The organism is Cnuibacter sp. UC19_7 (assembly GCF_042699995.1).
Classification (GTDB): Bacteria; Actinomycetota; Actinomycetes; order Actinomycetales; family Microbacteriaceae; genus Cnuibacter.
Genome location: NZ_CP170560.1, coordinates 1,489,580 through 1,515,806, shown reverse-complemented (window position 1 = coordinate 1,515,806; position 26,227 = coordinate 1,489,580). Strand labels below are relative to the sequence as shown.

The 26,227-nt window shown below is 71.6% G+C and carries 21 protein-coding genes, 1 tRNA gene and 1 pseudogene; 18 read left to right on the top strand and 5 right to left on the bottom strand.

What is annotated here, in order from left to right; all coding sequences use genetic code 11:
- Positions 1–9 precede the first annotated feature (9 nt).
- On the bottom strand, positions 10–1,236 hold the full coding sequence (locus tag ACFJGV_RS07095; RefSeq protein ID WP_378147901.1) for a mandelate racemase/muconate lactonizing enzyme family protein: 1,227 nt from the start codon (positions 1,234–1,236) through the stop codon (positions 10–12).
- Between the two features lie 527 nt (positions 1,237–1,763).
- Between ACFJGV_RS07095 and ACFJGV_RS07090 the strand changes: the two genes are divergently transcribed.
- The 8 genes and pseudogenes from ACFJGV_RS07090 to ACFJGV_RS07055 all read left to right on the top strand — a co-directional run bounded on the left by ACFJGV_RS07090 (position 1,764) and on the right by ACFJGV_RS07055 (position 11,575).
- Positions 1,764–3,404: a hypothetical protein gene (locus tag ACFJGV_RS07090; RefSeq protein ID WP_378147900.1), complete on the top strand. Its 1,641-nt coding sequence runs from the start codon at positions 1,764–1,766 to the stop codon at positions 3,402–3,404.
- A gap of 10 nt (positions 3,405–3,414) precedes the next feature.
- Complete coding sequence (locus ACFJGV_RS07085; protein ID WP_378147899.1) at positions 3,415–4,074, top strand: DUF1345 domain-containing protein; 660 nt, start codon at positions 3,415–3,417, stop codon at positions 4,072–4,074.
- 28 nt (positions 4,075–4,102) lie between these two features.
- The gene (locus ACFJGV_RS07080) at positions 4,103–5,176 is read left to right on the top strand and encodes an NADH:flavin oxidoreductase/NADH oxidase (protein ID WP_378147897.1); all 1,074 of its coding nucleotides are present in this window, start codon (positions 4,103–4,105) and stop codon (positions 5,174–5,176) included.
- A gap of 186 nt (positions 5,177–5,362) precedes the next feature.
- Positions 5,363–5,533 (top strand): LPXTG cell wall anchor domain-containing protein, encoded by a 171-nt coding sequence (locus ACFJGV_RS07075; RefSeq protein ID WP_378147896.1) that lies wholly within the window; start codon positions 5,363–5,365, stop codon positions 5,531–5,533.
- A 157-nt stretch (positions 5,534–5,690) separates the two neighbouring features.
- Positions 5,691–7,679, top strand: coding sequence for an amidase (locus tag ACFJGV_RS07070; protein ID WP_378147895.1), 1,989 nt, complete (start codon positions 5,691–5,693; stop codon positions 7,677–7,679).
- Positions 7,680–7,735: 56 nt separating this feature from the next.
- Positions 7,736–9,163, top strand: a complete 1,428-nt coding sequence (locus ACFJGV_RS07065) for a M20/M25/M40 family metallo-hydrolase (RefSeq protein ID WP_378147893.1) — start codon at positions 7,736–7,738, stop codon at positions 9,161–9,163.
- Between the two features lie 66 nt (positions 9,164–9,229).
- Positions 9,230–9,382: pseudogene (locus ACFJGV_RS07060) on the top strand (DUF2510 domain-containing protein); the annotation flags it as partial.
- 114 nt (positions 9,383–9,496) lie between these two features.
- The gene (locus ACFJGV_RS07055; protein ID WP_378148658.1) at positions 9,497–11,575 is read left to right on the top strand and encodes a transglutaminase domain-containing protein; all 2,079 of its coding nucleotides are present in this window, start codon (positions 9,497–9,499) and stop codon (positions 11,573–11,575) included.
- A gap of 105 nt (positions 11,576–11,680) precedes the next feature.
- Here ACFJGV_RS07055 and ACFJGV_RS07050 read toward each other — a convergent pair whose 3' ends face one another.
- Entirely contained in the window at positions 11,681–12,928 is a 1,248-nt protein-coding gene (locus tag ACFJGV_RS07050; protein WP_378147891.1) for an isochorismate synthase MenF, read from the bottom strand.
- 79 nt (positions 12,929–13,007) lie between these two features.
- Between ACFJGV_RS07050 and ACFJGV_RS07045 the strand changes: the two genes are divergently transcribed.
- The 4 genes from ACFJGV_RS07045 (at position 13,008) to ACFJGV_RS07030 (ending at position 17,737) form a co-directional block, all read left to right on the top strand.
- Complete coding sequence (locus ACFJGV_RS07045; protein ID WP_378147889.1) at positions 13,008–13,748, top strand: class I SAM-dependent methyltransferase; 741 nt, start codon at positions 13,008–13,010, stop codon at positions 13,746–13,748.
- Positions 13,749–13,758: 10 nt separating this feature from the next.
- Complete coding sequence (locus ACFJGV_RS07040; protein ID WP_378147887.1) at positions 13,759–14,817, top strand: polyprenyl synthetase family protein; 1,059 nt, start codon at positions 13,759–13,761, stop codon at positions 14,815–14,817.
- A gap of 70 nt (positions 14,818–14,887) precedes the next feature.
- Positions 14,888–16,240 (top strand): FAD-dependent oxidoreductase, encoded by a 1,353-nt coding sequence (locus ACFJGV_RS07035; RefSeq protein ID WP_378147886.1) that lies wholly within the window; start codon positions 14,888–14,890, stop codon positions 16,238–16,240.
- Positions 16,241–16,366: 126 nt separating this feature from the next.
- Positions 16,367–17,737, top strand: coding sequence for an FAD-binding oxidoreductase (locus ACFJGV_RS07030; protein ID WP_378147885.1), 1,371 nt, complete (start codon positions 16,367–16,369; stop codon positions 17,735–17,737).
- A 103-nt stretch (positions 17,738–17,840) separates the two neighbouring features.
- On the opposite strand, the gene ACFJGV_RS07025 is transcribed toward ACFJGV_RS07030, so the two are convergent.
- Together ACFJGV_RS07025 and ACFJGV_RS07020 are read right to left on the bottom strand one after the other, a co-directional pair.
- On the bottom strand, positions 17,841–18,536 hold the full coding sequence (locus tag ACFJGV_RS07025) for an NUDIX domain-containing protein (protein ID WP_378147883.1): 696 nt from the start codon (positions 18,534–18,536) through the stop codon (positions 17,841–17,843).
- The gene (locus tag ACFJGV_RS07020) at positions 18,533–19,021 is read right to left on the bottom strand and encodes a YajQ family cyclic di-GMP-binding protein (protein ID WP_378147882.1); all 489 of its coding nucleotides are present in this window, start codon (positions 19,019–19,021) and stop codon (positions 18,533–18,535) included. Before ACFJGV_RS07020 ends, ACFJGV_RS07025 begins: the two co-directional genes overlap by 4 nt.
- 79 nt (positions 19,022–19,100) lie before the next feature.
- On the opposite strand from ACFJGV_RS07020, the gene ACFJGV_RS07015 reads away from it, so the two are divergent.
- The 6 genes from ACFJGV_RS07015 to ACFJGV_RS06990 all read left to right on the top strand — a co-directional run bounded on the left by ACFJGV_RS07015 (position 19,101) and on the right by ACFJGV_RS06990 (position 23,620).
- On the top strand, positions 19,101–19,349 hold the full coding sequence (locus ACFJGV_RS07015) for a type II toxin-antitoxin system Phd/YefM family antitoxin (protein ID WP_378148657.1): 249 nt from the start codon (positions 19,101–19,103) through the stop codon (positions 19,347–19,349).
- Positions 19,340–19,735, top strand: a complete 396-nt coding sequence (locus ACFJGV_RS07010) for a type II toxin-antitoxin system VapC family toxin (protein WP_378147881.1) — start codon at positions 19,340–19,342, stop codon at positions 19,733–19,735. The genes ACFJGV_RS07015 and ACFJGV_RS07010 overlap by 10 nt, the downstream gene beginning before the upstream one ends.
- A 39-nt stretch (positions 19,736–19,774) precedes the next feature.
- Positions 19,775–20,569 (top strand): murein transglycosylase, encoded by a 795-nt coding sequence (locus ACFJGV_RS07005; protein ID WP_378147880.1) that lies wholly within the window; start codon positions 19,775–19,777, stop codon positions 20,567–20,569.
- 113 nt (positions 20,570–20,682) lie between these two features.
- Positions 20,683–20,764 (top strand) — tRNA-Tyr (locus ACFJGV_RS07000).
- A 138-nt stretch (positions 20,765–20,902) separates the two neighbouring features.
- Entirely contained in the window at positions 20,903–21,742 is an 840-nt protein-coding gene (locus tag ACFJGV_RS06995) for an inositol monophosphatase family protein (RefSeq protein WP_378147879.1), read from the top strand.
- 189 nt (positions 21,743–21,931) lie between these two features.
- Positions 21,932–23,620, top strand: coding sequence for a peptidoglycan DD-metalloendopeptidase family protein (locus ACFJGV_RS06990; RefSeq protein WP_378147878.1), 1,689 nt, complete (start codon positions 21,932–21,934; stop codon positions 23,618–23,620).
- A gap of 622 nt (positions 23,621–24,242) precedes the next feature.
- On the opposite strand, the gene ACFJGV_RS06985 is transcribed toward ACFJGV_RS06990, so the two are convergent.
- Positions 24,243–26,042: a glycoside hydrolase family 13 protein gene (locus tag ACFJGV_RS06985; protein WP_378147877.1), complete on the bottom strand. Its 1,800-nt coding sequence runs from the start codon at positions 26,040–26,042 to the stop codon at positions 24,243–24,245.
- Between the last annotated feature and the right edge of the window lie 185 nt (positions 26,043–26,227).

The following is a 26,227-nucleotide window of genomic DNA, read 5'->3' as shown; positions in this document are numbered from 1 at the left end:
CCCGGGGCATCAGGCCCATGCCTGCCCGGATCCGCTGTCGGAGACGAGTTGAAGACCGGCGCGGCTGGAGCGGACGTGGGGGCCCTCCGTGACGAGCCATCCGCCCGCCGTGGTGTCGTCGGGCGCGGAGGTGATGGCGGCCTCGTCGACCGTGACGCCGGAGCCCGGCGCGTCGCCCAGCACGATGCCGCCGTCGGCATAGTGCTCGTCGACGGTGACGCCGAACGGGGTACCGAAGTCCTGGACCTCGGCGGAGAGATGGTTGGGCACGGCGGTCGCCGCGTGGGCGATCCCGGGGTTGGCCGTGAGCCCGACCGGGCTGATCGGCAGGTCACGGGAGTGGGCGGCGAGCGCGAGCCGGAGGAAGTGCGTGACCCCCCAGACCGCGCCGGCCTGCACGACGTCGACGGCGCCCGCCTCGAAGAACGGGGTGTACTGCTCGAGCCCCGAGAGGTTCTCGCCGGTGGCGACGCCGGCGCGCACGGAGCGCGTCAGCCTCGCGTGGCCGGCCGCGTCCCAGCGACGCAGCGGCTCCTCGATCCAGGTGAGGTCGACCCGCTCCTCGACCGCGGAGATGTAGCGCACGGCCTGCTTGAGGTTCCACGATTCGTTGGCGTCGAGCATGAGCGCGGGGCGGTTCGACGCGGCGCTCAGCGCGTCGCGCACGATCCCGAGCCGACGCACGTCGTCCTCCCAGTCGCGGCCGCCCTTGAGCTTGCCGCTCGAGAAGCCCCGCTCGGCCATCGAGGCGTAGAACGCCGCGAGCCGCTCGTCATCGAGGGCGATGTCGAGACCGGATGCGTAGCCGGGCACGAAGCGATCGCGTCCGCCCAGCAGACGCCACAGCGGTTCGCCGGCGATCTTGGCCTTGAGGTCCCAGAGGGCGGAGTCGATGGTGCCGATGCCGCCGAACGTGGCGCCGGCGTGACCGCTCTTGAACACCTGGGCGAGCATCCGGTCGTAGAGCGATGAGACGGCGCGCGGATCCTCGCCCTCGATCGCGGGGAAGAGCGCCTCGACCGACTGGTCGGAGCCGAGCCCCACGCCGGTCACTCCCTCATCTGTGTCGATGAGGACGACGGGCACCTCCGTGATCCCCGAGCTGATGAAGCCGTTCACGTCGCCGACGGGGCGGCCCCAGTCGCGATGGGTCCGCAGGGTGCGGAGGCCGGTGATCTTCATGTCGCCCTCGATCTCGCAGTCGGCACCCGCCATCGAGGTGCGCTCATTCAGCATACATCATATGTTCAGAGCGCATCGAGCGGGGATTCCCTCGACGGCCATCCGGGCCGCGACCGGGGCGTCTCGGGGCACGGAGAGACTTTTCAGGGACGACCCGGTATCGTTACCCTGCCGTTACCGACCCGTGCGACCCGAACCGCGCGGCTGAATCTGTTCGCTTACCCCGAGAGATACGACGCTTGAGCCCCACCGACCCCACGCGCGACGAGCCCCTTCGACGCCCGCGCACCCGGTCGACCGAGGCACCCTCTCAGCCCCTCTCCCGCCGCGCCCAGCGCGAGCTCGAGCTCCGCGAGTCCCAGCGCCGCGCCCTTGCTGCCGAGGGAAGCGCCGCCGCAGCCTCCTCTTACTCGGCTCCGGCCGAGGGCCCGGCGCAAGCCGTGAGCAGCGCGCCCTCCGTTCCGGCCGACGGCGCGGCTCAAGCCGCGAGCAGTGCATCGTCCGCACCGGCCGAAGGCCCGGCTCAAGCTGTGAGCAGTGCACCGTCGGCTCCGGCCGAAGGTCCGGCCCGAGCCGCGGTGGTGTCCCGCCGCTCCCGCCGCCGCGACGAACAGGCTGAGTCCGCCGCCCTCCCCACCCCGGGCCGCCGCAGCCTCCGCACCGCCCTCATCCCCGTCGACTACGACACCCCCGCCATCCCGGCCCCCACCATCGACGTCGTCTCCTCGAAGACCGCGCCCATCCCGGTCGACGAGATCCTCTCCGAGATCGCCGACCCCCAGGCCCGACGCCCGCGCGGCCGCCGCGCGAAGCCGGCCGAAGACACTCAGCCCACCCCTTCCACCCTCCACGTCGACGAGGGTTCCACCCCCGCCCGCACGGCAGAGGCGGTGGAGGTCTCGACGTCCTCCCCGCGAGTATCGGGTAGGGCCCCGTCGACTCGAGGGGCGGACGTCGAGACCTCCACCGCCGCTCCGCACGATGCCCAGGGCTCCACCGAAACTGGCCCCACCGAAGCAGCCCGCACCGAAGCAACAGCCCGCACCGAAGCATCCCCAGCCGAAGCAGCCGCCGCCCCGCTCGCACCCAGCCCGCTCCCCGAGGGCATCCCCGCCGACGCCGCCGAGACCCCGCTCGACGAGACCGACCCCGAGGCCGACCAGCCCACGGTCGTCCTCCTCCGCGAGCTGGAGCTGCAGAACCTCACGATCGAGCCCGTCGACGACGTGCTCGACCCGCTCACACTCGAGTCCGAGCCGACCGACCCGGTCACACCCGACGCCCTCCACCTCCCGGCGCCGTCGCGCCGCCGTCGTCCCGAGAAGCGGGTCCGTCGCGTCCGCACCGCTTGGCGTCCGGCGGCCCGCGCCGATCGCACCAAGGGCACGCCCACACCGTCGGCTCCGCGTCCGTCGTCGAGCGCCGTCCGGCGTCCGGCCTGGTTCAAGGGCCTGTTCTCCGGCGTGGCGATGCTCTTCGTGCTCGGCATGACCGCGGTGATGGCGATCCCGACCACGGTGTCGGCGAGCCCGATCGACGCGGGCATCGTGCAGTCCGCGCTCACGGCGAAGACCCCCGGGCAGGAGCTCGTCACCGCCGACACGGCCAGTGCCGCCACCGTGAACCGCGACGGCTATGCCGTGTCGGATGCGGGCGAGCTCCAGGCTGCGGGCTACTCCAGCGCTCAGATGCTGGTGGGCCGTCAGCTGGCGCAAGAGATCATGGCGGCGTACGCATCCGGCAAGCTCGTCGGTTCGGTGCCGGATCACATCAAGGAGATCCAGTACATCGCGGAGGGTGTCACGGTGCCCGACTGCGGCGTCGACTACCGCATCCTCGAGATCATCGTCATCGCGCTGCGCAACTTCGACCAGGTCGGCGTCAGCGACATCAACCGCAAGTGCACCGGCCAGATCGAGGGTGCGGGCACGGCGTCGTCGCACTACATCGACGGCGGCGGTCACGCGGTCGACTTCTACCTGCTCAACAAGGCGAGCCTCAACGGGTCCGATGCGAACACGCTGAAGCTCATCGGCATCCTCGATCCGATCATGCCGAAGGGCGCGCACGTGGGCCAGGCCCAGTGCCGTGCCTCGGCGGGCATCAAGCTGTCGTTCACGAACTGGACCGAGTTCGACGACTCCTGCACCCATATGCACGTCGACGTGCCGGTGACGGATGCGCCGCTGCTGCTGACCGACTCGAGCATGCTGCCTCGGTGATCCGCCCTCGATGAACGACGCGCGGGGCCTCGAACGGCAGCTGCGTCGCCGCGCGGTGGTGCGGTTCGTCGTCGCCGCCCTGGTGGGTGTCGGCTCGGCGGTGCTGATCTCGGCGCTCGGCTTCGGCCGTGTCGCTGCCGTGGGCGGCTGGGCCGCGGCGTGCTGCGTGTACGTCGCGTGGGTATGGCTCGTGGTCGGGCGGATGGACGGGGAGGCCACCCGGCGGCATGCCCGCCGCGAGGATCCGACCCGCCCCGCCACCGACGTGCTGCTGCTCGCGGCGAGCGTCGCGAGCCTCGTGGTGGTCTTCCTCGTGCTGACGCTCGACAGCGGGGCCGACAGCGGTGAGCGCGACGTGGTCGCGGTCGTCGCCGCCGTGAGCGTGGCGCTGTCGTGGGCGCTGGTCCACACGCTCTACACGCTGCGTTATGCGGCGCTGTACTACTCGGGCGAGGAGGGCGGCGTCGGGTTCAACCAGGACGAACCGCCGACGTACCAGGACTTCGCCTACCTGGCCTTCACGCTCGGGATGACGTTCCAGGTGTCCGACACCGCGATCTCGACGTCGGCCATCCGGCACACGGTGCTGCGGCACGCCCTGCTGTCGTACCTGTTCGGGGCGGTGATCCTCGGCACGATGGTGAACCTCATCGCCGGGTTGGCCTCCTAGCTCCCTCCACCCGATCGAGAGGATGCCGATGTCGGCCCTGTTCTCCCCGCTCACCCTCCGTGATGTGACCTTCCCGAACCGGCTGTGGGTCGGGCCGATGTGCCAGTACTCCGTCGAGGCGGAGGACGGCGTCCCGCGCGACTGGCACCTCGCCCACCTCGGCGCGTTCGCCACCGGGGGAGCGGGGCTGATCGTGGTGGAGGCGACGGGCGTCGTCCCGGAGGGGCGGATCTCGCCGCAGGACGTCGGCCTGTGGAACGACGAGCAGCGGGATGCGTTCCGGCGCATCGTCGACTTCCTGCACGCGCAGGGCGCGGTGGCGGGCATCCAGCTCGCGCACGCGGGGCGCAAGGCGTCGACCTATCGCCCCTGGGCCGCCGACCGGGGCACCGTGCCCGTGGATTCGGGCGGGTGGGAGACCGTGGCGCCGTCGCCGATCGCATTCGGCCGCTACGCGCAGCCCCGTGAGCTCACCCGCGACGACATCCGGGGTCTGATCGCCGCGTTCGCCGCCTCCGCCCGGCGCGCGGTCGCCGCCGGGTTCGACGTGATCGAGCTGCACGCCGCGCATGGCTATCTCATCCACGAGTTCCTCTCCCCGCTGTCGAACGAGCGCGCTGACGAGTACGGCGGATCGCTGGAGGGGCAGGCTCGCTTCCTGCTCGAGATCGTGCGCGCCGTGCGGGCCGAGGTGGGGGAGTCGGTCCCCGTGATCGTGCGGATCTCGGCGAGCGACTGGGCGCCGGGCGGCTTAGAGCGGGAGGATGCCGCTCAGGTGGCGCGGTGGGCGCAGGAGGCGGGCGCCGACCTGTTCGACGTGTCGACGGGAGGGCTGGTCGCGCACCAGGAGATCGACGTGCGTCCGCTCTACCAGGTGCCGCACGCGCGCTTCATCCGCGAGGTCGCGGGTGTGCCGGTGAGCGCCGTGGGCCTCATCACCGGCGCGGCGCAGGCGGAGGAGCTCGTCGCCTCCGGCGACGTCGACGCGGTGACGATGGCGCGCCAGTTCCTGCGCGAGCCCCGCTTCCCCCTCCGCGCCGCCCGCGAGCTCGGCGCCGACGTCGCGTGGCCCCTGCAGTACGTCCGAGCCCGCCCTGCCTGATCTCGGGTGGCCTGATCCGCGGCACGCCGAAGGCCGATGCCACACCCCACGCTCTACGCTTTCGCCCTGCTCAGGTGGTTTCGCCATGTCGATCGGGGTGGCGGAACCACGTGGGTGTGGCGAAACGAAGGGGTTAAGGTGGGAGCGGCGGCGGGCCACGCCGCACGACCCGCGAGGAGCACCACCGTGACCACGACCGCCCTGATCGGCAGCGCATCCGTTCTCGCCTCCAGCGAGCTCGCCCAGACGGGGGCGAACGGGCAGATCGCCCTGCTCATCGCCGGCATCGCGGTCGCCGTGCTCGTGATCGGCGGCATCGTCCTGCTCGTCCTGCGCCGCCGCAACCGCAGCCGCTGACACTGCCGCGACCGCCTCATCCGCGCCGCCGCGGACACCGCCGCGCCACCCGCTGACCCGCGCACCGCCGACTCGCGCCGCCACCGCGCGCACGCATCCGCGCCCCTCTGCTGACAGGATGGGGGGATCGCGTGAGGCGAGACGGAAGGGCGGACGCATGGACCGGATCGACGTGGTGGAGCTCGGCATCGCCGACATGCTCGAGGCCCTCGACAGCGGAGCGGTGACGAGCGTCGAGCTGGTCACCGCCTACCTCAACCGGATCGCCTACTACGACCGCACCGGCCTCTGCCTCCACGCCATCGCCGTGCTCGACCCCACGTGTCTGGAGCAGGCCACCGCGTCGGATGCCCGCCGCCGCGCCGGTCAGGCGGGCCCGCTCGAGGGTGTCCCCTTCACGGTCAAGGACAGCTACAAGGTGAAGGGCCTCACGGTCGCGTCGGGCAGCCCGGCGCTGGCCGAGCTCGTCGCCACCGACGACGCCGCCTCGGTCGCTCAGCTCCGCGCCGCGGGCGCCGTGCTCCTCGGCAAGACGAACATGCCGCCGATGGCCGCCGGGGGCATGCAGCCCGGCGTCTACGACTACGCCCGCAGCCCGTACCACCCGCAGTTCCTCACCGCCGCCTACGGCTCCGGGTCGTCGAACGGCTCGGGCACCGCCACAGCGGCGAGCATGTGCGCGTTCGGGATGGCGGAGGAGACCGTCTCCTCGGGTCGCGCGCCCGCCTCGAACAACAGCCTCGTGGCGTACACGCCCTCGCGGGGTGTGCTCTCGATCCGCGGCAACTGGCCGCTGCGCCCCACCTGCGACGTCGTGGTGCCGCACACCCGCTCGGTCGACGACCTCCTGCTCCTCCTCGACGTGCTCGCCGTCGACGACCCCGACCGCTCAGGCGACTTCTGGCGGCAGCAGACCGCGGTCGAGCTGCCCCGCCCCGAGGACGTCCTCCCGCATCCGATCGCCCGCCCGCGCCCCGACCGACTCGACGGCCTGCGGATCGGTGTCCCCCGGCTCTACATCGGCGAGGACGACGTGCCCCTCGACCCGCCCGCCCTCCGCCCGTCCGTGCGCGCGCTCTGGGATCGCGCCGCCGACGACCTGCGCGCGCTCGGAGCCGAGGTCGTCGAGGTCGACTTCCCCGTCGTGTCGAACTACGAGGAGGACCGCCCGGGTGCCCGCGGCCTCGCCGAGCGCGGACTCGTGCCCCCGAACTGGCGCGCCCTCGAGGGCGGCCCGATCACGGCGATGGCTCTCGATGCGTTCCTCCGCGACAACGCGGATCCGCACCTCGACACCTGGGCCGACGTCGACGGCGACACCGTGTTCCCCGTCGCCGACGCGCCGGTACCCGTGTGGATCACCCGCGCCCGCGGCGGCTTCGACTGGCAGCGCCTCGCCGAGCTCGTGAAGCAGGGCCTGCCCGACCGCTTCGACGACGTCCCCGGGCTCGCTCAGCTGCTGCAGGGGCTCGAGCGTGCCCGCACGGAGGACTTCGAGGAGTGGATGGCCGCAGAGGGCCTCGACCTGGTCGTCTTCCCCGCGGCCGGGGACGTGGGACGCGTCGACCTGTTCGAGCGGACCGAGAGCCTCGAGGCGGCGTCGCGCAACGGCGTCGTGTACTCGAACGGGAACCGCGTCATCCGCCACCTCGGCATCCCCACCGTCACGGTGCCCATGGGGTTCATGGGCGACATCCAGATGCCCGTCGGCCTCACCTTCGCCGGGCCGGCGTACAGCGACGACGCGCTCCTCGACCACGCCTCCGCGTACGAGCGGGCGACGCGTCGGCGCCAGCCCGCGTTCCTCACCCCGACCCTCCCGTCGAACCAGATCGACCCGACACCCGCATCCGAGGCCGACGACTCCGGTCCGGCCGAGGCCGTCGACGCGACTCCGCAGTCGGTCGCGATCGAGGCCCGCGGCCGGTCGTGGGAGGTCGAGGTGCGGCTGGCGCCTACGGCGGAGGACGCCCACGTCTGGGCCGACGGTCACATCCTGCGTCCGGTCGAGGGCGAGCCCGGGTTGTTCCGCGGCCGGGTGTCGCTGGCGCGCCAGCGCCTGGCCGACGAGATGTTCATCCTGTCGGCGGTGGGCCGCGGCGCGGCCGCGATGACGATCGAGCCGCTCCCGACCTCGGGGGAGTAGCGGCCGCCGCTGTCAACGGCCTCGTCGTGCCGGCTGGCCGTGCCTAGTCTCACCGCATGAGCGAGGTGACATCGGGGTCGGGATCCGATCAGGTCGAGCGCGATGACGCCATCCGGGCCTTCCTCGAGCAGCACCGCCCCGAGATCGAGTCCCAGCTGGCGGAGTGGGTCGCGATCCCCTCGATCTCTGCCGTCGCCGACCGCGCGATCGACGTGCAGCGATCAGCGCGCTGGTTGGCCGGCGCGTTCCGGGATGCCGGACTCGAGACCGAGATCGTGCCCACCGGAGATGCCGCCGCGGTGATCGCCCGGTTGCACACCGACGACGACCTGCCCACGGTGCTGGTCTACAGCCACCACGACGTGCGGCACGCCAAGCCGGAGGAGTGGCAGGAGACCGCCCCCTTCGATCCCGTCGTGCGCGGCGGTCGGCTGTACGGGCGGGGTGCGTCGGATGCGAAGGGTCAGGCGGTAGCGCATCTCTGGGGGCTGCGGGCGCACCTGGCCTCCCGAGCGCACGGGCGGCCGGCCGTGAACCTCGTGTACCTGGTCGAGGGCGAGGAGGAGATCGCCTCGCCGCATCTCGCCGACCTCCTCACCGCGCGGGCGGACGAGTTCGCGTGCGACGCGATCGTCTTCTCCGACACCCTGCAGTGGGCGGAGGACTTCCCGGGGGTGGTGACCTCGATGCGGGGCATCCTCGGGGCGGACCTCCGCGTGATCGGACCTGCCCACGATCAGCACAGCGGCGCCGTGTCGGGGGCCGCTCCGAACCCGGTGCACGCGCTGGTCGAGGTGATGGCCGCGCTCCACGACGAGTCCGGCCGGGTCGCCCTCCCGGGGTTCTACGACGACGTCGCTCCGCTTACCGCGCGACGGGCCGCCGAGCTCGCGGCGCTCCCGTTCGACGAGGCGTCGTGGGTAGAGCGGACCGGGACCCGCTCCATCGACGGCGAGGCGGCCCACACCGTTCCCGAGCGTCTCTGGGCTCGCCCGGCGCTCGAGATCGTCGGCATCCTCGCGGGTGATCCCGAAGGCGTTCCGCGTGCCGTCATCCCGTCGGTCGCGAGCGCCCAGTTCAGTGTCCGCCTCGTCCCCGACCAGCGGATCGAGACGGTCGCCGAGCAGGTCCGCCGCTTCGTGACCGATCGGATGCCCGAGGGCGTGGACTATGAGCTGACGCTCACCGAGGACACCGGGCAGAATCCCTACGTCACCCCGGAGGGGCCGGCCCTCGAGGCGCTGGAACGCGCGACCGCCCGCGGCTACGGCGCGGCCCGTGCGTTCCGGATGGGCAACGCGGGAGGCGGCCCGGCCGAGCTGCTCTCGCTCACGTCGGGCGCCCCCGTGCTCTACCTCGGCATCGGTCTGCCGGAGGACCACTGGCACGCCGCCGACGAGAGCGTCCACCTGCCCACCCTGTTGAAGGGGGCCGCGACGGCGGCTCACCTGTGGACCGAGCTCGGCCTCGAGCTGCCTCGGTAGAGAAGCGGGGCCGGCTCCCTCCGACTTGGCGAATCTCGACGAGCCAGGGCAGGATCGAGAGGACGAGTGTCGCTACGAGACCTTTTCGGGGGAGAGGGAGGATCGGTCGTGTCGGGATCTACGGGGGGAACTCCCGCAGGTTGGTATCAGGACCCGTGGGATGCACGGGGGCAGCGGTATTGGGACGGTTCGCAGTGGACGTCGCACGTCCACTCGGCTGACGCGGCGGACTCGACGGCGGCGCCCGCGGGAGGTGCATCCGGGACACCCGTCGCAGGCGCATCCGCGGGATCCGGTGGTCCGACCCCTGCGCGCCCCAAGCGCCGCGGGCTGATGATCGGACTCGTCTCGGGCGGCGTGGCCATGGCGGCCGTCATCGCCCTCGTCGTGGGCTTCGTGGTCGTCCCCGCCTTCACGGGCGAGCAGCAGACGATCTACAGCGACAAGTCCGCGCTCTACGACTACACCGACCCGATGCTCGGCCTCGAGCGGAACCACCAGTTCGAGATCGACGTCGACTACGACCTCGACGCGATCAACGCGGCGCACGCCCCGGCCGAGGACCCGTCGGATCCCGACTCGTCCCGCGGTGCGAACGACTGGGCCCTCGAGGTCTACTACGACTCGGCGCTGACCAAGAAGGCGCGCTTCTCCGCCTTCCAGCTGGACCCGGGCGACGAGGTGACCATCTCGGGTGACGAGATGGGGGAGGCCTACGGCGAGAACCCGGGCCAGATCGCCGATGCCGGCGACGCCATCAGCAGCTGGGGCATGCATGAGAAGTACTACCTCGTGAGCCGCGTCGAGAAGGACGGCACCGAGCGGGAGAAGCCGCTCGTCACGGAGTTCACCGTCCAGCCCTCTCTCGACGCGCCGGACGTCACGTTCGGGAAGGCGGCGGAGGACGGCACGATCAGCCTGAGCTGGACGCCCGTCGAGGGTGCCGCGCGATACCTCGTGGTCACCCACGAGGTCACCGACGACGGCCGCGGGACCTGGGAGATCCTCGACAGGGTCGACGGCACGGAGTGGTCGTCGGCCGGCGCCATCGAGGACTACGAGGTGAAGGAGGCGCCCTTCATCTCCGAGCAGAACGTCGGACTCGATTCCTACAGCTACCGCGGCCTCACCGAGGACCAGGTCGCCGGCGGCTACGACCAGCCCGAGTCGGAGGAGGAGATCGCGGCGTCGACCCTCGGATACGACATCGGCGTCATCGCGACCGATGGTCAGCGGTACTCGTCGTTCCCCGCCTACGACATGGAGGAGGTGGCGGGCTGGCTGCCCCGCGAGGTGGCCTTCAACACCGCCAGCGCCCTCAAGAACTGGGGTGCGAGCGGCTACATCGAGGGCATCGAGAACGTGCAGAAGGTGCTGCCGTTCACCTCCGTCGACGGCCGCACGCGCTCGACGGTGGCGTACATCGACGAGTCGGTGATCCTCGACTACGGCGACCGCTGGATCGTGCCGCTGCGCGGCCGCAACACGCAGCTCGGCGAGTGGATCCCCATCACCAAGCGGTCGATGCCGGATCCGGCCGCCGCCATCGCCCAGTTCAACGCCGCCGCCCTCGCGGCCGCGCCGCCCACGGGCATGCCGCGGTTCGACGAGTTCGTCGCTCCTGAGATGCCGGATTCCGAGCCGGTGTCCGAGACGCCGCAGATCGACTATCCCGTCTTCGGCAGCAGCGACTTCGTCACGTTCCTCGCCGCGCACCTCGTGGCGCAGACGAGTCTGATCGACATCTCGGCGTACGTCGACGCCCCCGGGGCTCCGGATCCGTACGACGCGATCGAGGAGGCCCGGGAGCAGAACCCGTACGCCTTCAACATCAGCAACTACAGCCTGCGCGACGGCGGTGACACCATGCTCGTCACGTACACGCTCCCCACGGAGGAGGTGCAGACGATGCAGGCGAACCTCAAGCAGCGGGTCGACGAGGTGGTCTCGAGCGTGGTCTCCGACGGCATGAGCGATCGCGAGAAGGTCACGGCGCTGAACGGCTGGCTGGTCGACAACGCGGAGTACGACTACGCGGCGTTCAACTCCCTCCTCGACGTGTCGTACAGCGGCATCCCGGCCGGACACGAGAACGCCTGGAACGCCACCGGCACGCTGCTGCAGGGGATCGGGGTGTGCGCGAGCTACGCCTACGCCTTCAACGTCCTCGCCAACGCGGCGGGCGTGAAGACCATCGTGGTCAGCGGCGACGTGTTCTCCGGCGGACCGCACGCGTGGAACAAGGTGTTCGTCGACGGCCAGTGGCTCGCCGTCGACCCCACCTGGAACGACGGCGGCGACCCCAGCCAGTACCTGATGATCCCCGACTCGGGCTTCACCGGCACCGCCGCCCGCGCCGAGGACGCCAGCTGGATGGTCGACTCCCTCATCCCGAGCTTCGCCACCCCGTAGCCGTCCAGGGTTTCGCTGCCTCTTTGGCGTCTCGCGCGGTCGATGGCCTAGCGAAAGGCCAAAGAGGCGGCGGAAGCGGGCAGTCGCGGGGCCGCGACGGGAGGGCTAGGCGAAGGCCTCGACGATGGGGCGGAACTTCATCTTCGTCTCGAGGTACTCGCGCTCGGGCACCGATTCGGCCACGATGCCGCAGCCGGCGTACGCGGTGATGTCACCTGCCTCATCCACCTGGGCGCAGCGCAGCGCGATCGCCCACTCGCCGTCGCCGTCGGCGCCGAGCCAGCCGACCGGTCCGGCGTAGCGGCCGCGGTCGAACGGCTCGAGCTCGTGGATGAGGGCGAGCGCGTCGGCGGTCGGGGTGCCCGCGACGGCGGCCGTCGGGTGCAGGGCCGCGATGAGGTCGAGGGACGTGGAGCCGTCGCTCAGGGTGCCGAGGACGTCGCTGGCGAGGTGCCACAGGTTCGGCAGCTTGAGCGTGAACGGAACCTCGCTGGTGGCGAGGCCGCGACTGTGCGGTTCGAGCGCGGTGACCACGCTGCGCACCGCGAAGCCGTGCTCGTCGAGGTCCTTCGCGCTGGTCGCGAGGGCGACCGCGCGCTCCTGGTCGCTCACCGCATCCGCACCGCGAGCGGTGGTGCCGGCGAGCACGCGTGCGCTCACGGTGCCGTGGTCGACGCGAACGAGGGTCTCGGGGCTGGATCCGAGGAAGCCGTCGATCCCGTACGTCCAGCAGTCCGGGTAGCCGAGGGCCAGGTCGTAGAGCACGCGGCGCAGGTCGGATCCGGCAGGCAGGTGCCCGCGCAGGTCGCGGGCCAGCACGACCTTGCTCAGCTCGCCCGAGGTGATCCTGCCGACAGCCTTCTCGACCATCGAGCGGTAGTCATCGGGCGAGACCTCGCCCGGCAGGAGCGTGAGGCGGTACTCGTCGCCGAGGCGTCGGAGCTCGGGTTCGGGCGCGGGGGTCGGGTCGCCCTCGACCCGGATGCGCGTCACCCACGAGACGTCGTCGCGGCGTCCGACGATGGTGCGGGGCACGATGAGCACGCTCTCCGCGGCGGACGAGTCGTCGAACGCGAAGGTGCCGAACGCGATCAGCCCGGATCCGGGCGCCTGCACCGGGTCGGTGACGATCGCCGCTGCGACGATGGAGCGCCACGCCTCGCAGGCGTCGGTCATCCGGTCCGGTCCGGTGAAGGTCAACCGCACGGCCTCGCCGATGCCGGCCATGCCGTGGCCCTTGCGCACCCAGATCAGAGGTGAGGAGGCGTCGGTGAACTTGAGGAGGAATCTCGGGTCGTCGACGCGGGTGGTCTCGACGCGCAGCTGCGTCACAGGAGTGGGCGTTGCAGGCACCGGCACAGCCTACGCCTTCCCCGCGGGCGAGCGGCCCGCGGACGAGCGGCTCCCAGGCGGACCCTCGTAGACTGGACCCGTGACGAAGGCAGACCTCACCAAGCGCCCCGAGCAGGTGTCTGCCATGTTCGATCAGGTGGCGGCGAAGTACGACCGCACGAACACCGTGCTCTCTGTGGGCAACGCCACCCTGTGGCGCATCGCCACGACCCGTGCCATCGCGCCGAGGCCGGGGGAGCGCATCCTCGACATCGCCGCCGGCACGGGCACGTCGAGCGCCTCCATCGCCGCGAGCGGCGCCCACGTCGTGGCCGCCGACTTCTCGCCGGGCATGATCGAGGTGGGTCGCAGCCGCCAGGCCGGCAACCCGGGCATCGAGTTCGTCGTCGCCGACGCCATGGCGCTGCCGTTCGGAGACGACGAGTTCGACGCGGTCACCATCTCGTTCGGGCTCCGCAACGTCACCGACCCGAGGGTCGCGCTCAGCGAGTTCTTCCGCGTGACGAAGCCGGGCGGCCGGCTCGTGATCTGCGAGTTCAGCACGCCTCCGCTCGCGCTGGTGCGCGGCGGTTACTCCTTCTATCTCAAGCGCGTCATGCCCGCGCTGGCCACGCTCGCCTCCTCGAACGACGCCGCGTACGACTACCTCGGCGACTCCATCGAGGCGTGGCCCGACCAGCCCACGCTGGCCTCGTGGATGCGGGCGGCCGGCTACACCGACGTCGAGTACCGCAACCTCACGGCCGGCATCGTCGCCCTGCACCGTGGTGTCAAGCCCCTCCCGCAGGCGTCGACGCCGCTCCGCTCGACGACGAAGTAGGCTCGACACCGTGACTTCCAGCCTCAAGAGGGCGGTCGGGCGCCGCTCCGCGTCGCTGTCGCTGGCCGATCGCCTCTTCTCCACCGGTGAGGACCGCCGTACCGCTGCCCTCATCGAGGACGGCATCGACGCGCTGGAGGAGCGCCTCTCCGTCGAGTCGCGCTTCGCCGCCGGCCTCGTCGACGTCGTGGCCCGCTACCTGCTCGAGGCCGGGGGCAAGCGGGTGCGCCCCGTCCTGGCGTTCCTCGTCGCGCAGCTCGGCGACGGCATCACGCCCGACGTGCAGACCGCGGCCGCCTCCATCGAGCTCACCCACATCGCCTCGCTCTACCATGACGACGTCATGGATGACGCCGACCAGCGTCGCGGGGTGCCGTCGGCGCAGAACGTGTGGGGCAACTCGATCGCGATCCTCACCGGCGACCTGCTCTTCGCGCGCGCCTCGCAGCTGCTCGCACAGCTCGGCGAGCGCGCCATCCGCCTGCAGGCCGACACCTTCGAGCGGCTCTGCCTCGGCCAGCTCAACGAGACCATCGGTCCCGGCCCGGGCGTCGACCCCATCGAGCACTACATCCACGTGCTCTCCGACAAGACGGGCTCGCTCATCGCCGCCGCCGGTCAACTCGGCCTGATCTTCTCGAACGCGCCCTCCGCCTACGAGGAGCCGATCCGCGTGTTCGGCGAGAAGGTGGGCGTCGCCTTCCAGCTCGTCGACGACGTGCTCGACCTCTCTCCCCACTCGGAGGAGACGGGCAAGCTGGCGGGCACCGACATCCGCGCCGGGGTCGTCACCCTGCCCGTGCTCTATCTCTCCGAGACGGCCGCGACCGACCCCGAGGCCGCGTCGCTCCTCGCGAGGCTGACCCCGGAGGCCCTCGAGGCCGCCGATCCGGAGAGCGCGGATGCGGCCATCGCCGCCCTCCGCGGCCACGAGGTCACCCGGCGCACCGTCGCCGAGGCGCGCCGGTGGGCCGCCGAGGCGACCGCCGCGCTCGCACCGCTGCCCGACGGCACGGTGAAGAAGACCCTCATCCGCTTCGCCGACACCGTCGTGGAGCGCACGTCCTGAACCCCGATCGTCCGCACGTCGGCCTCGGCGCGGCGAGCGGACATCCTCTCCGACCGAACAAGGAACAGCCATGACCAAGCTCCGTCTGGCCATCGTGGGCGCCGGCCCCGCCGGCATCTACGCCGCCGACCTGCTCCAGAAGGCCGAGCGCCACTTCGACATCTCGATCGACCTCTTCGAGCAGCTCCCCGCTCCCTACGGCCTCGTCCGCTACGGCGTCGCCCCCGACCACCCGCGCATCAAGGGCATCATCACGGCCCTCCGCGAGGTGCTCGACTCGGGCGTCATCCGCTTCTTCGGCAACGTGCGCTACGGCGTCGACATCACCCTCGACGACCTCAAGAAGCACTACAACGCTGTCATCTTCGCCACCGGCGCGATCCGCGACGCCGACCTCGACATCCCCGGCATCGATCTCGAGGGCTCCTACGGCGCCGCCGACTTCGTGAGCTGGTTCGACGGGCACCCGGATGTGCCCCGCACCTGGCCGCTCGAGGCTCAGTCGGTCGCCGTGATCGGAAACGGCAACGTCGCACTCGACGTGTCGCGCATCCTCGCCAAGCACGCCGACGACCTGCTGCCCACCGAGATCCCCGCGAACGTCTACGAGATCCTGAAGACGTCGCCCGTGACCGACGTCCACGTGTTCGGCCGCCGCGGCCCCGCACAGGTGAAGTTCACCCCGCTCGAGCTCCGCGAGCTCGGCGAGGTGCCCGACGTCGACATGGTCGTCTACGACGAGGACTTCGACCTCGACGAGGCCTCGAAGGTCGCGATCGAGACGAACAAGCAGGTGTTCGTCATCAACAAGGTCCTCAACCAGTGGCGTGAGCGCGAGGTGGGGTCGGCGTCGCGCCGCCTGCACCTGCACTTCTACGCCAAGCCCCTCGAGGTCGTCGACGACGGCACCGGCCGCGTCGGCGCCATCCGCTACGAGCGCACCGAGCCCGACGACGCCGGTGGCGTCCGCGGCACGGGTGAGATCCGCGAGATCCCGATCCAGGCGATCTACCGCGCGGTCGGCTACTTCGGGTCGCCGCTCGACGGCATCCCGTTCGACGAGCGCCACGGCGTGATCCCGAACCACGAGGGTCAGGTGCTCGACGAGGACAACGAGATCCTCCCCGGCGTCTACGCCACGGGCTGGATCAAGCGCGGCCCCGTCGGTCTCATCGGCCACACCAAGTCGGATGCGATGGAGACGCTCGAGCACCTCAAGCGCGACCAGGCCAACTGGTGGACCCCCGCCTCCCCGGAGGAGGAGTCGATCGAGGAGCTCCTCCGCTCGCGCGGCGTGGTGTGGACCGACATCGAGGGCTGGCACCGCCTCGACCAGCACGAGCTGGCGCTCGGCGCGGCCGAGGGTCGCACCCGCATCAAGGTCGTGCCGCGCGACGAGATGGTGGAGATCTCCAAGGCCTGATCCGTCGCGGTTCGAGTCGCGTCTCGCATGGCGGGGCGCTGCGTGTCGCGTCGCGGTTCGAGTCGCGTCTCGCGTGGCGCGATCGGGGGCTGTCGCCGTGTCGGGAGCGTTCGCTACCGTCGGTCCATGGCACTCGCATCCGCCGCCGTCGAGGCGCTCACCGCGGCCGTCACCGGTCCTGTCCTGTTCCAGGGCGATCCCCGCATCCCCGCCGAGATCGGCGCGTTCAACACCTACCCGGCGCACGATCCCGAGGTGCTCGTCGCGGCCGAGTCCGAGAGCGACGTCGTCGCGGCCGTCAGGTTCGCGCTCGAGAACGGCCTGCCCGTCCGCGTGGTCTCGACGGGACATGGCTCGCCGACGCCCGTCGTCGACGGCGTGCTCGTCTCGCTCCGGCGGTTCCACGGCGTCACCCTCGATCCGGATGCACGGATCGCCACCATCCGCGGCGGCACCCGCTGGGCCGAGGTGATCGAGGCGGCGGCGCCGCACGGGCTGGCGCCGGTCGCCGGGTCGTCCGCCACCGTCGGCTCGATCGGCTACACGCTCGGTGGCGGCCTCGGGCCGCTGGCGCGGACCTTCGGGTTCTCGTCCGACTGGGCGAGGGGCTTCCGCGTCGTCACCGGTGAGGGGCAGGTGGTCGTGGCGAACGGGTTCGAGAACCCTGACCTGTTCTGGGCGTTGCGCGGCGGCAAGGGCGGGTTCGGCGTCGTCACCGAGATGGCGTTCGAGCTCGTGCCGCTGACCGCGCTCTATGCCGGTTCGGTGATGTTCGACGCGCCCCACATCGAGGCGGCGTACAGGCGCTGGGCCGAGTGGAGCCGCGACCTGCCCGAGACCATCACCACCGCGGCGGCGCTGGTGAGCTTCCCGCCGCTCGACATGGTTCCGGAGCCCCTCAGGGGGCGGACACTGCTCGCGGTGCGCTACGCCTTCGTCGGCGACCCCGCGGAGGGCGAGCGGCTTTTCGAACCCATCCGGTCGGCCGCGCCCGTCCATCTCGACGGGGTCCGGGTGATGGGGCCCGACGAGATCGCGCAGATCCACAACGACCCCGCCGATCCGGGCCCGTCGTGGGACAGGGGCCTCATGCTCGACTCTGTCGACGACGCCTTCGTCGACACGCTGCTCGGCGCCCTCGGGCCGGGCGCCGGCGCGCCCTTCGTCGCCTGCGAGGTGCGCCGGGTCGGGGGCGCGACCACGCGCGACGTCCTGGGCGGCAGCGCCGTGGGCGGCCGCGGGGCGGGGTACACGCTGGTGCTCGTCGGAGTGCCCGATCCCGCCCTCTTCGAGAGCGTGCTGCCCGCGGTCGCCGACGGCCTCACCGCGGCCCTCGCGCCCTGGGTGTCGGCGGTGACCACGCCCAACTGGGCGGGCGGCTTCGGCGTGCCCGGCACGTTCGACGCGTCGTGGCCCGCGGAGACCCGCGACCGCCTCGCCACCCTCCGCGCCGCCTACGACCCCTCGGGCCTCTTCCCCTTCGGCCCCGCCGCCTAGCTCCGCCCCACCGAGGCTCGAGTGCTCATTCTCGGTGCCTTCTCGTCGGGGATGGCGCCGAAGGTGAGCACCCGGCCGCGGGCCGCGACCGGCGCGCGCAGGATCAGCGGGCGGTGGCGAACGGGCCCGAGAGCACGGCCCACTGCAGCAGCATGATGGTCTTCGCGTCGATGACGTCGACGCCGATGCGGCGGATCGCGTCGTCGACGTCGATCTCGACGACCTCGGTGTCCTCGCCCTCGTCGGCCAGACCCGCACTCGTCGACACGGCGGAGTCGGACGCGTAGGGCGCCGCGTAGAAGAACAGCTTCTCGGTCACCGAGCCGGGGCTCATGTAGGCCGTGAAGAGGAACTCGGGCTGTCCGATCTCGTAGCCCGTCTCCTCCTGCGCCTCGCGCCGGATCGCGGTCTCGGGGTCGTCGTCGTCGAGCAGTCCGCCGGGCACCTCGAGGAGCATCCCGTCGGGGTGCTCGTTGACGTACGCCGGGTACCGGAACTGACGGATGAGCAGCACCGTCCGCCGCTCGGCGTCGTACAGCAGCACGGTGGCGCCGTCGCCGCGGTCGTGCGTCTCGCGCTCCTCGGTGCTCCAGTGGCCGTCGCTGTGCTGGAAGTCGAACACCGCGCGCCGCTCGACGTACCAGTTGGCGCTGAGGAGCGTGACCTCGCGCATCCGCACACGGGGGTTGCCGTCGAGGTCGAGACCCGTGCGGTCGAGGCCGGTCCGGCCGCGGCGATCCGGCACCTCGGCACCCGGGACGCCGGCGGGCGATCCGCCGGCTCCGTTCGCGGCGCTCACCGGAAGTTGATGAACTGCAGGTCGACCTCGAGATCGGCGCCCTTGAGCAGCGCGATGGTGGACTGAAGGTCGTCGCGGCTCTTCGACGAGACCCGCACCTCGTCGCCCTGGATCTGGGCCTTCACGCTCTTGGGGCCCTCGTCGCGGATGAGCTTGGTCACCTTCTTCGCGTTCTCCTGGTCGATGCCCTCCTTGAGCTTCGCCTCGATGCGGTACTCCTTGCCGCTCGCGAACGGCTCGCCCGCATCCAGGCTCTTGAGGGAGATGCCGCGCTTGATGAGCTTCGACTCGAGCACGTCGAGGATCGCCTTGACCCGCTCCTCGCTGTTCGCCTTCATGAGCACCGTCTCGCCCGACCAGGCGATGGAGGCGCCGACGTTCTTGAAGTCGTAGCGCTGCTCGACCTCCTTGTGGGCCTGGTTGACCGCGTTGTCGGCCTCCATCTTGTCCACCTTGCTGACCACGTCGAACGATGAATCTGCCATGCCCCCGATCCTACCCGTCGAGGGAAGCTCAATCTGGCGTTATAATCTAGCCAGGTAGGCGGGAGGACGTGAGATGGAGATGAACGTGCAGCAAGCACGCGACAACCTGTCGCGGCTCATCGCCGCAGCTCAGGCGGGTGAGGACGTGATCATCAGCAGACGCGGCAAGCCCGCGGTCCGGCTGGTTCCCGTCACGGAGGAGCCGGAGAGGCGCTGGAACGGTAAGGACCTGGCGGCGTTCTTGGAGGAGGGCCGCAGGTTCCGAGGTCGGCGGAGCCCCGACGAGATCGACGCCGCTATCAGGGCCGAGCGAGACTCGTGGGACTAATCTACGTCGATACCTGTGTTCTCGTGTACGCGACAGAAGATGGAAGTCCGCGAGGCGACCGAGCCAGGGCCGCGCTGTTCGCGAACAGCGACCGTCTGGCCACCACTGAACTGGTTCTCATGGAGTGTCGGGTGAAGCCGCTCAGCGACGGTGACTTCGCGCTCGCCGACCGATATGCCCAGACTCTCGAGAGCTTCGAGTGGCTTCCCATCGGGTCCCGAGTGTTTCGTCGGGCGACTGAGCTTCGGGCGAGGTTTGGGCTCAAGACCCCCGACGCGCTTCACCTGGCGGCTGCGCAGACCAACGGTTGCGACTCCTTCTGGACCGACGACGACCGACTCCGCTCCGCCGCCGGAACGCTCGCGCTGGAAGTGGATCACTACTGACGCCAGTGGACTGTCAGGGGCGCCTGGTGGGATGGAGGGGTGCAGCGGAGTCGGGTCGGGATGGTCGTGGGGGCGCTGGCAGCGGCAGCGGCCGCGTTGGCCTTGGGGCTCAGCGGCTGCGGGGCGCTGTCTGGTGAAGCCGGCGCATCCGGAGGTGGGGTCGACGCGACGACAGGGGAGACGCATCCGGCCGTGGCCGAGGCGACCCGCACGGACGCGGCGGCGTTCGACCCCGACACCGTGTCCGACGGCGGTCCGCTCACCACCGACCTCGTCGACCCCGCCTGGCTCGACCAGGCAGCCTCCGCGACGGGCATCCCGCGGCGCGCTCTCGAGGGGTACGCGGCTGCGGCGCTCGCGGTGGCCGACACCGACCCGGGATGCCATCTCGGATGGAACACGCTCGCCGCGATCGGCTGGGTCGAGTCGCACCACGGCACCATCTTCGGCGGCGAGATCGGGCCCGACGGCCGCACCACCGACCTCATCTACGGCGTGCAGCTGAACGGCGGCGGGTTCCAGGAGATCCCCGACACCGACGGCGGCGCCGTCGACGGTGACACCGAGTGGGATCGCGCCGTCGGCCCGATGCAGATCGTGCCCGCCACCTGGGCGGCCTGGGCCGCGGAGGCGAACGGCGACGGGCCGCCCGACATCCACAGCATCGACGACGCCTCGCTCACCGCCGCCGACTACCTCTGCTATTCCGGCGGCGACCTCTCGACCGAGACCGGATGGCGCGATGCGATCACGTCCTACAACGAGTCGCCCGCCTACCTCGACGAGGTGCTCGACTACGCCATCCGCTACGCCGGGGCCGCCGACGGGAGCTGATGGGGAGCTGATCGGGAGCCACCGGCGCCTGGGTGGGCTGATTTCGCACATCCGCATCGGACGTATATCCTTGACCAGCGCAATCGCTCCAGGCTCGGCCCGGAGAGCGCATCGGCGAGTTACCCAAGTGGCCAAAGGGATCTGACTGTAAATCAGCCGGCGTAGCCTTCGGGGGTTCGAATCCCTCACTCGCCACCCGCATCGAGATCGACCGAGAGACGGCCCCCGACCATGGATGTCCATGGCCGGGGGCCGTTCCCGTTCCCGGCGCCCGCGAGAGCCGCTATACGCTCGAAGAACTCGAGTCACCCGCTGAGCCGTCAGGAGCACGTCATGACCGATGCCACCACCCCGTCCCCCGAAGAGCTGCTCGATCTGGCGCGCACCATCGGGCTGCGGGCCGCCGAGCTCGTCGCCCGTCGCCGTGCGGAGGGCGTCTCGGTCGCCGCGAGCAAGTCGTCGCAGGAGGACGTGGTCACGTTCGCCGATCGGGAGTCGGAGACGCTCATCCGTACCGCTCTCGCCGACGCGCGTCCTGACGACGCGTTCTACGGAGAGGAGTCGGGCGGCGCCGACGGCAGCTCGGGCATCACCTGGGTGGTCGACCCGATCGACGGCACCGTCAACTACCTCTACGGGATCCCCGCGTACGCGGTCAGCATCGCCGCCGTCGAGGGCGGCATCGACGCCGGATCCTGGCGGGTGCTCGCCGGTGTGGTCATCAACCCCGCGCTCGGCGAGGTGTTCAGCGCCTCCGCCGGCGGGGGCGCGTTCCTCGGCGACCGGCGCCTGCACTGCAACACCTCCGTGGAGCCGTCGCAGGCCCTCCTCGGCACGGGCTTCTCGTACACGGCGGAGGTCCGCGCCCGCCAGGGGCAGTTCATCGCGGGGATGCTCCCGATCGTCCGCGACATCCGCCGCGCGGGCGCCGCGGCCCTCGACCTGTGCTCCGTCGCGGCCGGGCGTCTCGACGCCTACGCCGAGCGCGGGCTCAACCCGTGGGACTACGCCGCGGGCTCCCTCATCGCCCGCGAGGCTGGGGCGTGGGTGGGCGGATTCGACGGCGGTTCCGAGAGCGGGACGTGGATCATGGCCGCCGATCGTGAGCTGCTCGCTCAGCTCGAGCCGACCATCCGGGAGCACTACGACCGGGCCGGACTCGGCAGCATCTGACGCCCGGCGCAGCCCTGAGCGTGATCCTGTGCGCGGCCGTGGGACGGTTTCCATGAAAACGCAGGGAGCCTTCTCCTCGCCTCGCATTCTCGACAGGGCCTATGTACCCTTGTGTAATCCCATCCGGCGGCACCCCGAAGCGCTCTGCGCTGCCGCCAGGATTGACGAGAACCGGAAGCTACTCCAACAGTGCCGCATCAGACTCCACGCCCGGGCGAGTCGTCGCCCGACCCCGAGTCGACCGCCCGTACGCGCCCCTTCCCGTCCCGCCGCTCCCTGCGCGCGTCGGCTCGCGACGTCGAGGCCGACCACGCACAGGATCTCGCGCCCAGCGAGGTGACGCTGCGCCGCGCCGGTCGGCGCGTGCGCACCGTCGAGGCGGTGCACGGTGAGGTTCCGGATGCGGTGGAGCAGGCGCCGGTGAGTGCTTCGGCTCCTGCGGGTGGTGCTGTTGTCTCCGCTTCGGCTTCTCCCACCGCATCCATCCCGTCGCGGCGCGCTCGTCGTGCGGCGCAGCAGCCATCCGGGCAGCCGGAGCGCGACGAGGTCGCAGCGTCCGCGATCGCGGCGACCCGCCCGCATGCGCATCCCAACTCCCAGCGCAACACGTCCGCTCCCGTCGGCTCCCCGCCCCAGACGGTCGATCCGACGTCGTCCGTGTCCTCCGCGGCGGGACGCGGCGGTCGTCGTGCGTCCGGCACGTCGACCGACGACATCCAGCGTCCCGCCGGTGGACGCCGCGCGGTCGTCTCCACTCCGACGACGGCGATCCCGATCATCACCGCCGAGCAGGCCGCCGCCGCGCAGATCCCGTCGCGAGTGACCGTGACCCCGCTCGACGACGTCGAGGTGGTGCGCATCCCCGCCACAGGTGCGCCCGCCGCGCCGCAGACGCCGCTCGTGCCCGACGTCCCCGCCGGAGCCGACGCCGACAGCGGCGGCCCGGCCCTGCCCGCGACCACCCCTGTCCGGCGTGCTCGTCGGGCGCGGACGGACGCTGAGGGCAACGTCGTCGTCGACCCGCCCGCCCCCGCGCCGTCCGACCCGGTCGCTGCCGCGAAACGGCCGAAGACCGGCCGTCGCCGCGCCTCCGCCCCGGCCGGGCCTCCCGCCGGTGCCGATCAGAACCCCTCCGACCAGCCGCCGCTGAGCCGCCGTGCGCGACGCTCGACGATCGTGCGCGTCGGAGTCTCCACTCTCGGGATGCTGTTCGCCGCCGGACTCGCCGTGGGCACGTCGCTGCCCGCCTCCGTCTTCAGCGCGTCGGCCCTCGACTCGGGCATGACGATCGCCGACGTGGCTCCCGGCCTCGAAGGGCAGGGCCTGACGACCGCCGCCGACGCCGGCGCGTCCTCCGTCACCCGCGACGACTACAGCGTCACCGACCTCAAGCAGGTGGCTGCGGCCTCCGGCATCCGGATGGCGAACACCTTCGTCAACGATCCGACCAGCCCGGTGCAGTGGCCGTTCCCGGTGGGTGTGCCGATCAGCGACGGCTTTGGGCCTCGTGAGTCACCGGGCGGGATCGGCAGCACCGACCACAAGGGCGTCGACTTCACGCCCGGCCAGGGCACGGCGATCGGCGCGATCGCCGACGGCGTCGTCTCCACGGTGGTGCCCTACGACGGAGGCGGGCTCGGCGTCTACGTGATGATCGACCACGTCATCGACGGACAGAAGGTCACGAGCGTCTACGGCCACATGCTGACCGGCTCGATCGAGGTCGAGGTGGGCCAGGCGGTGAAGGTGGGTCAGCAGATCGGCCGCGTGGGCAACACGGGCACCTCGACCGGTGCGCACCTCCACCTCGAGATCCGCCTGAACGGCACCACCCCCGTCGACCCCTACGCCTTCCTCGAGGCCCACGTAGGCCGCTGACCCGCGCCCTTCCCCCGGCTCGCGCCGCCCAGCTCGCTCCGTCCAGATCGCGTCGGTCGGCTCGCGCCGCCCAGCTCGCGCGGGTTGCGCGGCGGGCGGTCGTGCCCGCGTCCGCCCGGTCGTGCCCGCGCCAACTCCGGAGATCCGCGGCAACACGCCGCTGAGAGTCCGGAGTTGGCTCGTGAGAGCGCGATTCTCCGGAGGTGGCGCAGCGCACGGGCGCAGGGAGTGAGCGCGTCATCGTCCGTCCCCGCGCCGACTCCGGAGTCAGCTCCGGCCGGGCGCACGTGAGCCGAGCACACCCGAGAAGCGCGGGTGCGGGCGGCGGCGAGTCGCGCCTTCTGGGTGCGCTCGAGACGCTCGCGCTTCCGCGCGTCGCGCCCGGGAGCAGGAGGGACGAGTACACCCAGGAAACGCGGGCGCGCGGGGCGCGGAGCCGCGGTTCCTGCGTGCACTCGGCTGCACTTCACCGCGTCCGACGAGGCCGCGCGCCACCGCGCCCGCCCGTTCGCAGCGCGACGAGGCCGTCCGCGCCCCACCACGCCCGCCCGCCCGCGCCCGCGCGACGAGGCCGCCCGCGCCCCACCACGCCCGCCCCGCCCGCGCGCGCCACGCGGCGGCGCTACAGGGTCGTGCGGATCCAGACCGTCGTGTCGGTGGGGAGCGCGGCCTCCGTGAGGGGCTCACTCGAGAGGAGGAGGTCGCCCACGGGGAGCTCGACCGGGGCGGCGCCGAGGTTCGCGATCACGGTGACGTCGCCGTTCGTGAAGGCCAGCACGTCGTCGCCGTAGCCGGGCAGCCACGCCAGCTCCCTGGTGCCCAGCGCGTGCGACGACCGCAGGGCGAGCGCGAGCTTGTACAGCGACAGCGTCGACTCGGGGTCGCCCTCCTGCGAGGCGCGGGCGTAGCCATCCCAATCGCGCGGTTGCGGCAGCCAGCTCGCGGTGGACCCGTCCGGCCCGAACCCGTACGTCGGCTCGCCGGGCTCCCACGGGATGGGCACCCGGCATCCGTCGCGCCCGTAGCGCTCGTGGTCGGTGCGGAACCACGTGGGATCCTGACGCGCCTCGTCGGGAAGGTCGATGACCTCGGGCAGGCCGAGCTCCTCACCCTGGTAGACGTAGGCGCTGCCTGGCAGGGCGAGCATCAGGGAGGATGCGGCCCGTGCACGCCGCAGGCCGACCACCGGATCGGGGAGGCCGGGGGAGTCGGGCCCGATGCCGTGCCCCTGCGGGTTCTCAGCGGTGAGCGCGAGGCGCGACGCGTGCCGCACGACGTCGTGGTTCGACAGCACCCAGGTCGACGGAGCGCCGACCGTGGCGAAGGCGGCGATCGATCGGTCGATGACCAGGCGGAGTTCCGCCGCATCCCAGCCGGCGCTGAGGTACGTGAAGTTGAACGCCTGCTGCATCTCGTCGGGCCGCACCCACAGTGCGAGCTTGGTGAGCGGCTCGACCCACGCCTCGGCGCAGAGCACGCGGTCGCCCTCGTACTCCGAGAGCACGGAGTGCCAGGCGCGGAAGATCTCGTGCACACCCTCCTGCGCCCAGTACGGCGGGCTCGGCGGGTCGAGGGCGGCGTTCGCGTCGATCTCGGGCTCGAGGCCGACGACGCCCCCGCCCATGCTGCCCGCGTCGGCCGGCGGGGTGTAGTCGGGGAGCCCGTGCGCCTTCACCATGCCGTGGGCCACGTCGACGCGGAAGCCGTCGACACCGCGGTCGAGCCAGAAGCGCAGGATGTCTTCGAACTGTGCCCGCACCCACGGGTTCTCCCAGTCGAGGTCGGGCTGGCTGCGGTCGAACAGGTGCAGGTACCACTGGCCCGGCGTGCCGTCGGGGTTCGTCGTGCGCTCCCATGCGGGGCCGCCGAACACCGACTGCCAGTTGTTCGGCGGGAGGTCGCCATTCGGGCCGGTGCCGTCGCGGAAGAGGTAGCGGGCGCGCTCGGGGCTGCCCGGCGCGGCGGCGAGCGCCTCTCGGAACCAGCGGTGATCCCATGAGGTGTGGTTGGGCACGAGGTCGACGATGACCTTGATGCCCAGGCCGTGCGCGGCGGCGAGCAGGTCGTCGAAGTCGCCCAGGGTGCCGAACAGCGGATCGACGTCGCAGTAGTCGGCGACGTCGTACCCGGCGTCGTGCTGCGGCGAGGTCATGAACGGCGAGAGCCAGATGGCGTCGATGCCCAGCTCGCCCAGCGCGGGCAGGCGGCGCGTGATGCCGGGCAGGTCGCCGATGCCGTCGCCGTCGCTGTCGCTGAACGACCGCGGATAGATCTGGTAGATCACCGCGGATCGCCACCACTCGCCGCCGGTGCCGACGAGCGTCGCGGCGGGCTCGGTCGAGACGGCGGGGTCGCCCGTCGTGCTCTCGAGGACAGCGTCGGATGCGGGCGCTCCGGACTCCGGGGTGTTCGCGATGGTCATGCAGTCGACCCTACTGGCTGGGCCCGGACGAGCCCGGCGTGAGGAGCTTGCTGGGGATGATGACGGCCGATGTCGGTGCTGTGCAGGACCCGGCGAGGCGCCGCTCGGGAGCGTGCGACGAGCGCTCGCGGTAGGTGCTATTCTCTACTGGTGCCTGCGGGCGGGTCGGCCGATCCGACGCGTGC

What these genes read in the sequence shown, in the direction of transcription:
- ACFJGV_RS07080 (WP_378147897.1), top strand. Translation starts at nt 4,103, where the DNA reads ATGTCGGCCCTGTTCTCCCCGCTCACCCTCCGTGATGTGACCTTCCCG.
- ACFJGV_RS07020 (WP_378147882.1), bottom strand. Translation starts at nt 19,021, where the DNA reads ATGGCAGATTCATCGTTCGACGTGGTCAGCAAGGTGGACAAGATGGAG.
- ACFJGV_RS07085 (WP_378147899.1), top strand. Translation starts at nt 3,415, where the DNA reads ATGAACGACGCGCGGGGCCTCGAACGGCAGCTGCGTCGCCGCGCGGTG.
- ACFJGV_RS06985 (WP_378147877.1), bottom strand. Translation starts at nt 26,042, where the DNA reads ATGACCATCGCGAACACCCCGGAGTCCGGAGCGCCCGCATCCGACGCT.
- ACFJGV_RS07095 (WP_378147901.1), bottom strand. Translation starts at nt 1,236, where the DNA reads ATGCTGAATGAGCGCACCTCGATGGCGGGTGCCGACTGCGAGATCGAG.
- ACFJGV_RS07055 (WP_378148658.1), top strand. Translation starts at nt 9,497, where the DNA reads ATGATCGGACTCGTCTCGGGCGGCGTGGCCATGGCGGCCGTCATCGCC.
- ACFJGV_RS07035 (WP_378147886.1), top strand. Translation starts at nt 14,888, where the DNA reads ATGACCAAGCTCCGTCTGGCCATCGTGGGCGCCGGCCCCGCCGGCATC.
- ACFJGV_RS07065 (WP_378147893.1), top strand. Translation starts at nt 7,736, where the DNA reads ATGAGCGAGGTGACATCGGGGTCGGGATCCGATCAGGTCGAGCGCGAT.
- ACFJGV_RS07030 (WP_378147885.1), top strand. Translation starts at nt 16,367, where the DNA reads ATGGCACTCGCATCCGCCGCCGTCGAGGCGCTCACCGCGGCCGTCACC.
- ACFJGV_RS07070 (WP_378147895.1), top strand. Translation starts at nt 5,691, where the DNA reads ATGGACCGGATCGACGTGGTGGAGCTCGGCATCGCCGACATGCTCGAG.
- ACFJGV_RS06995 (WP_378147879.1), top strand. Translation starts at nt 20,903, where the DNA reads ATGACCGATGCCACCACCCCGTCCCCCGAAGAGCTGCTCGATCTGGCG.
- ACFJGV_RS07015 (WP_378148657.1), top strand. Translation starts at nt 19,101, where the DNA reads ATGAACGTGCAGCAAGCACGCGACAACCTGTCGCGGCTCATCGCCGCA.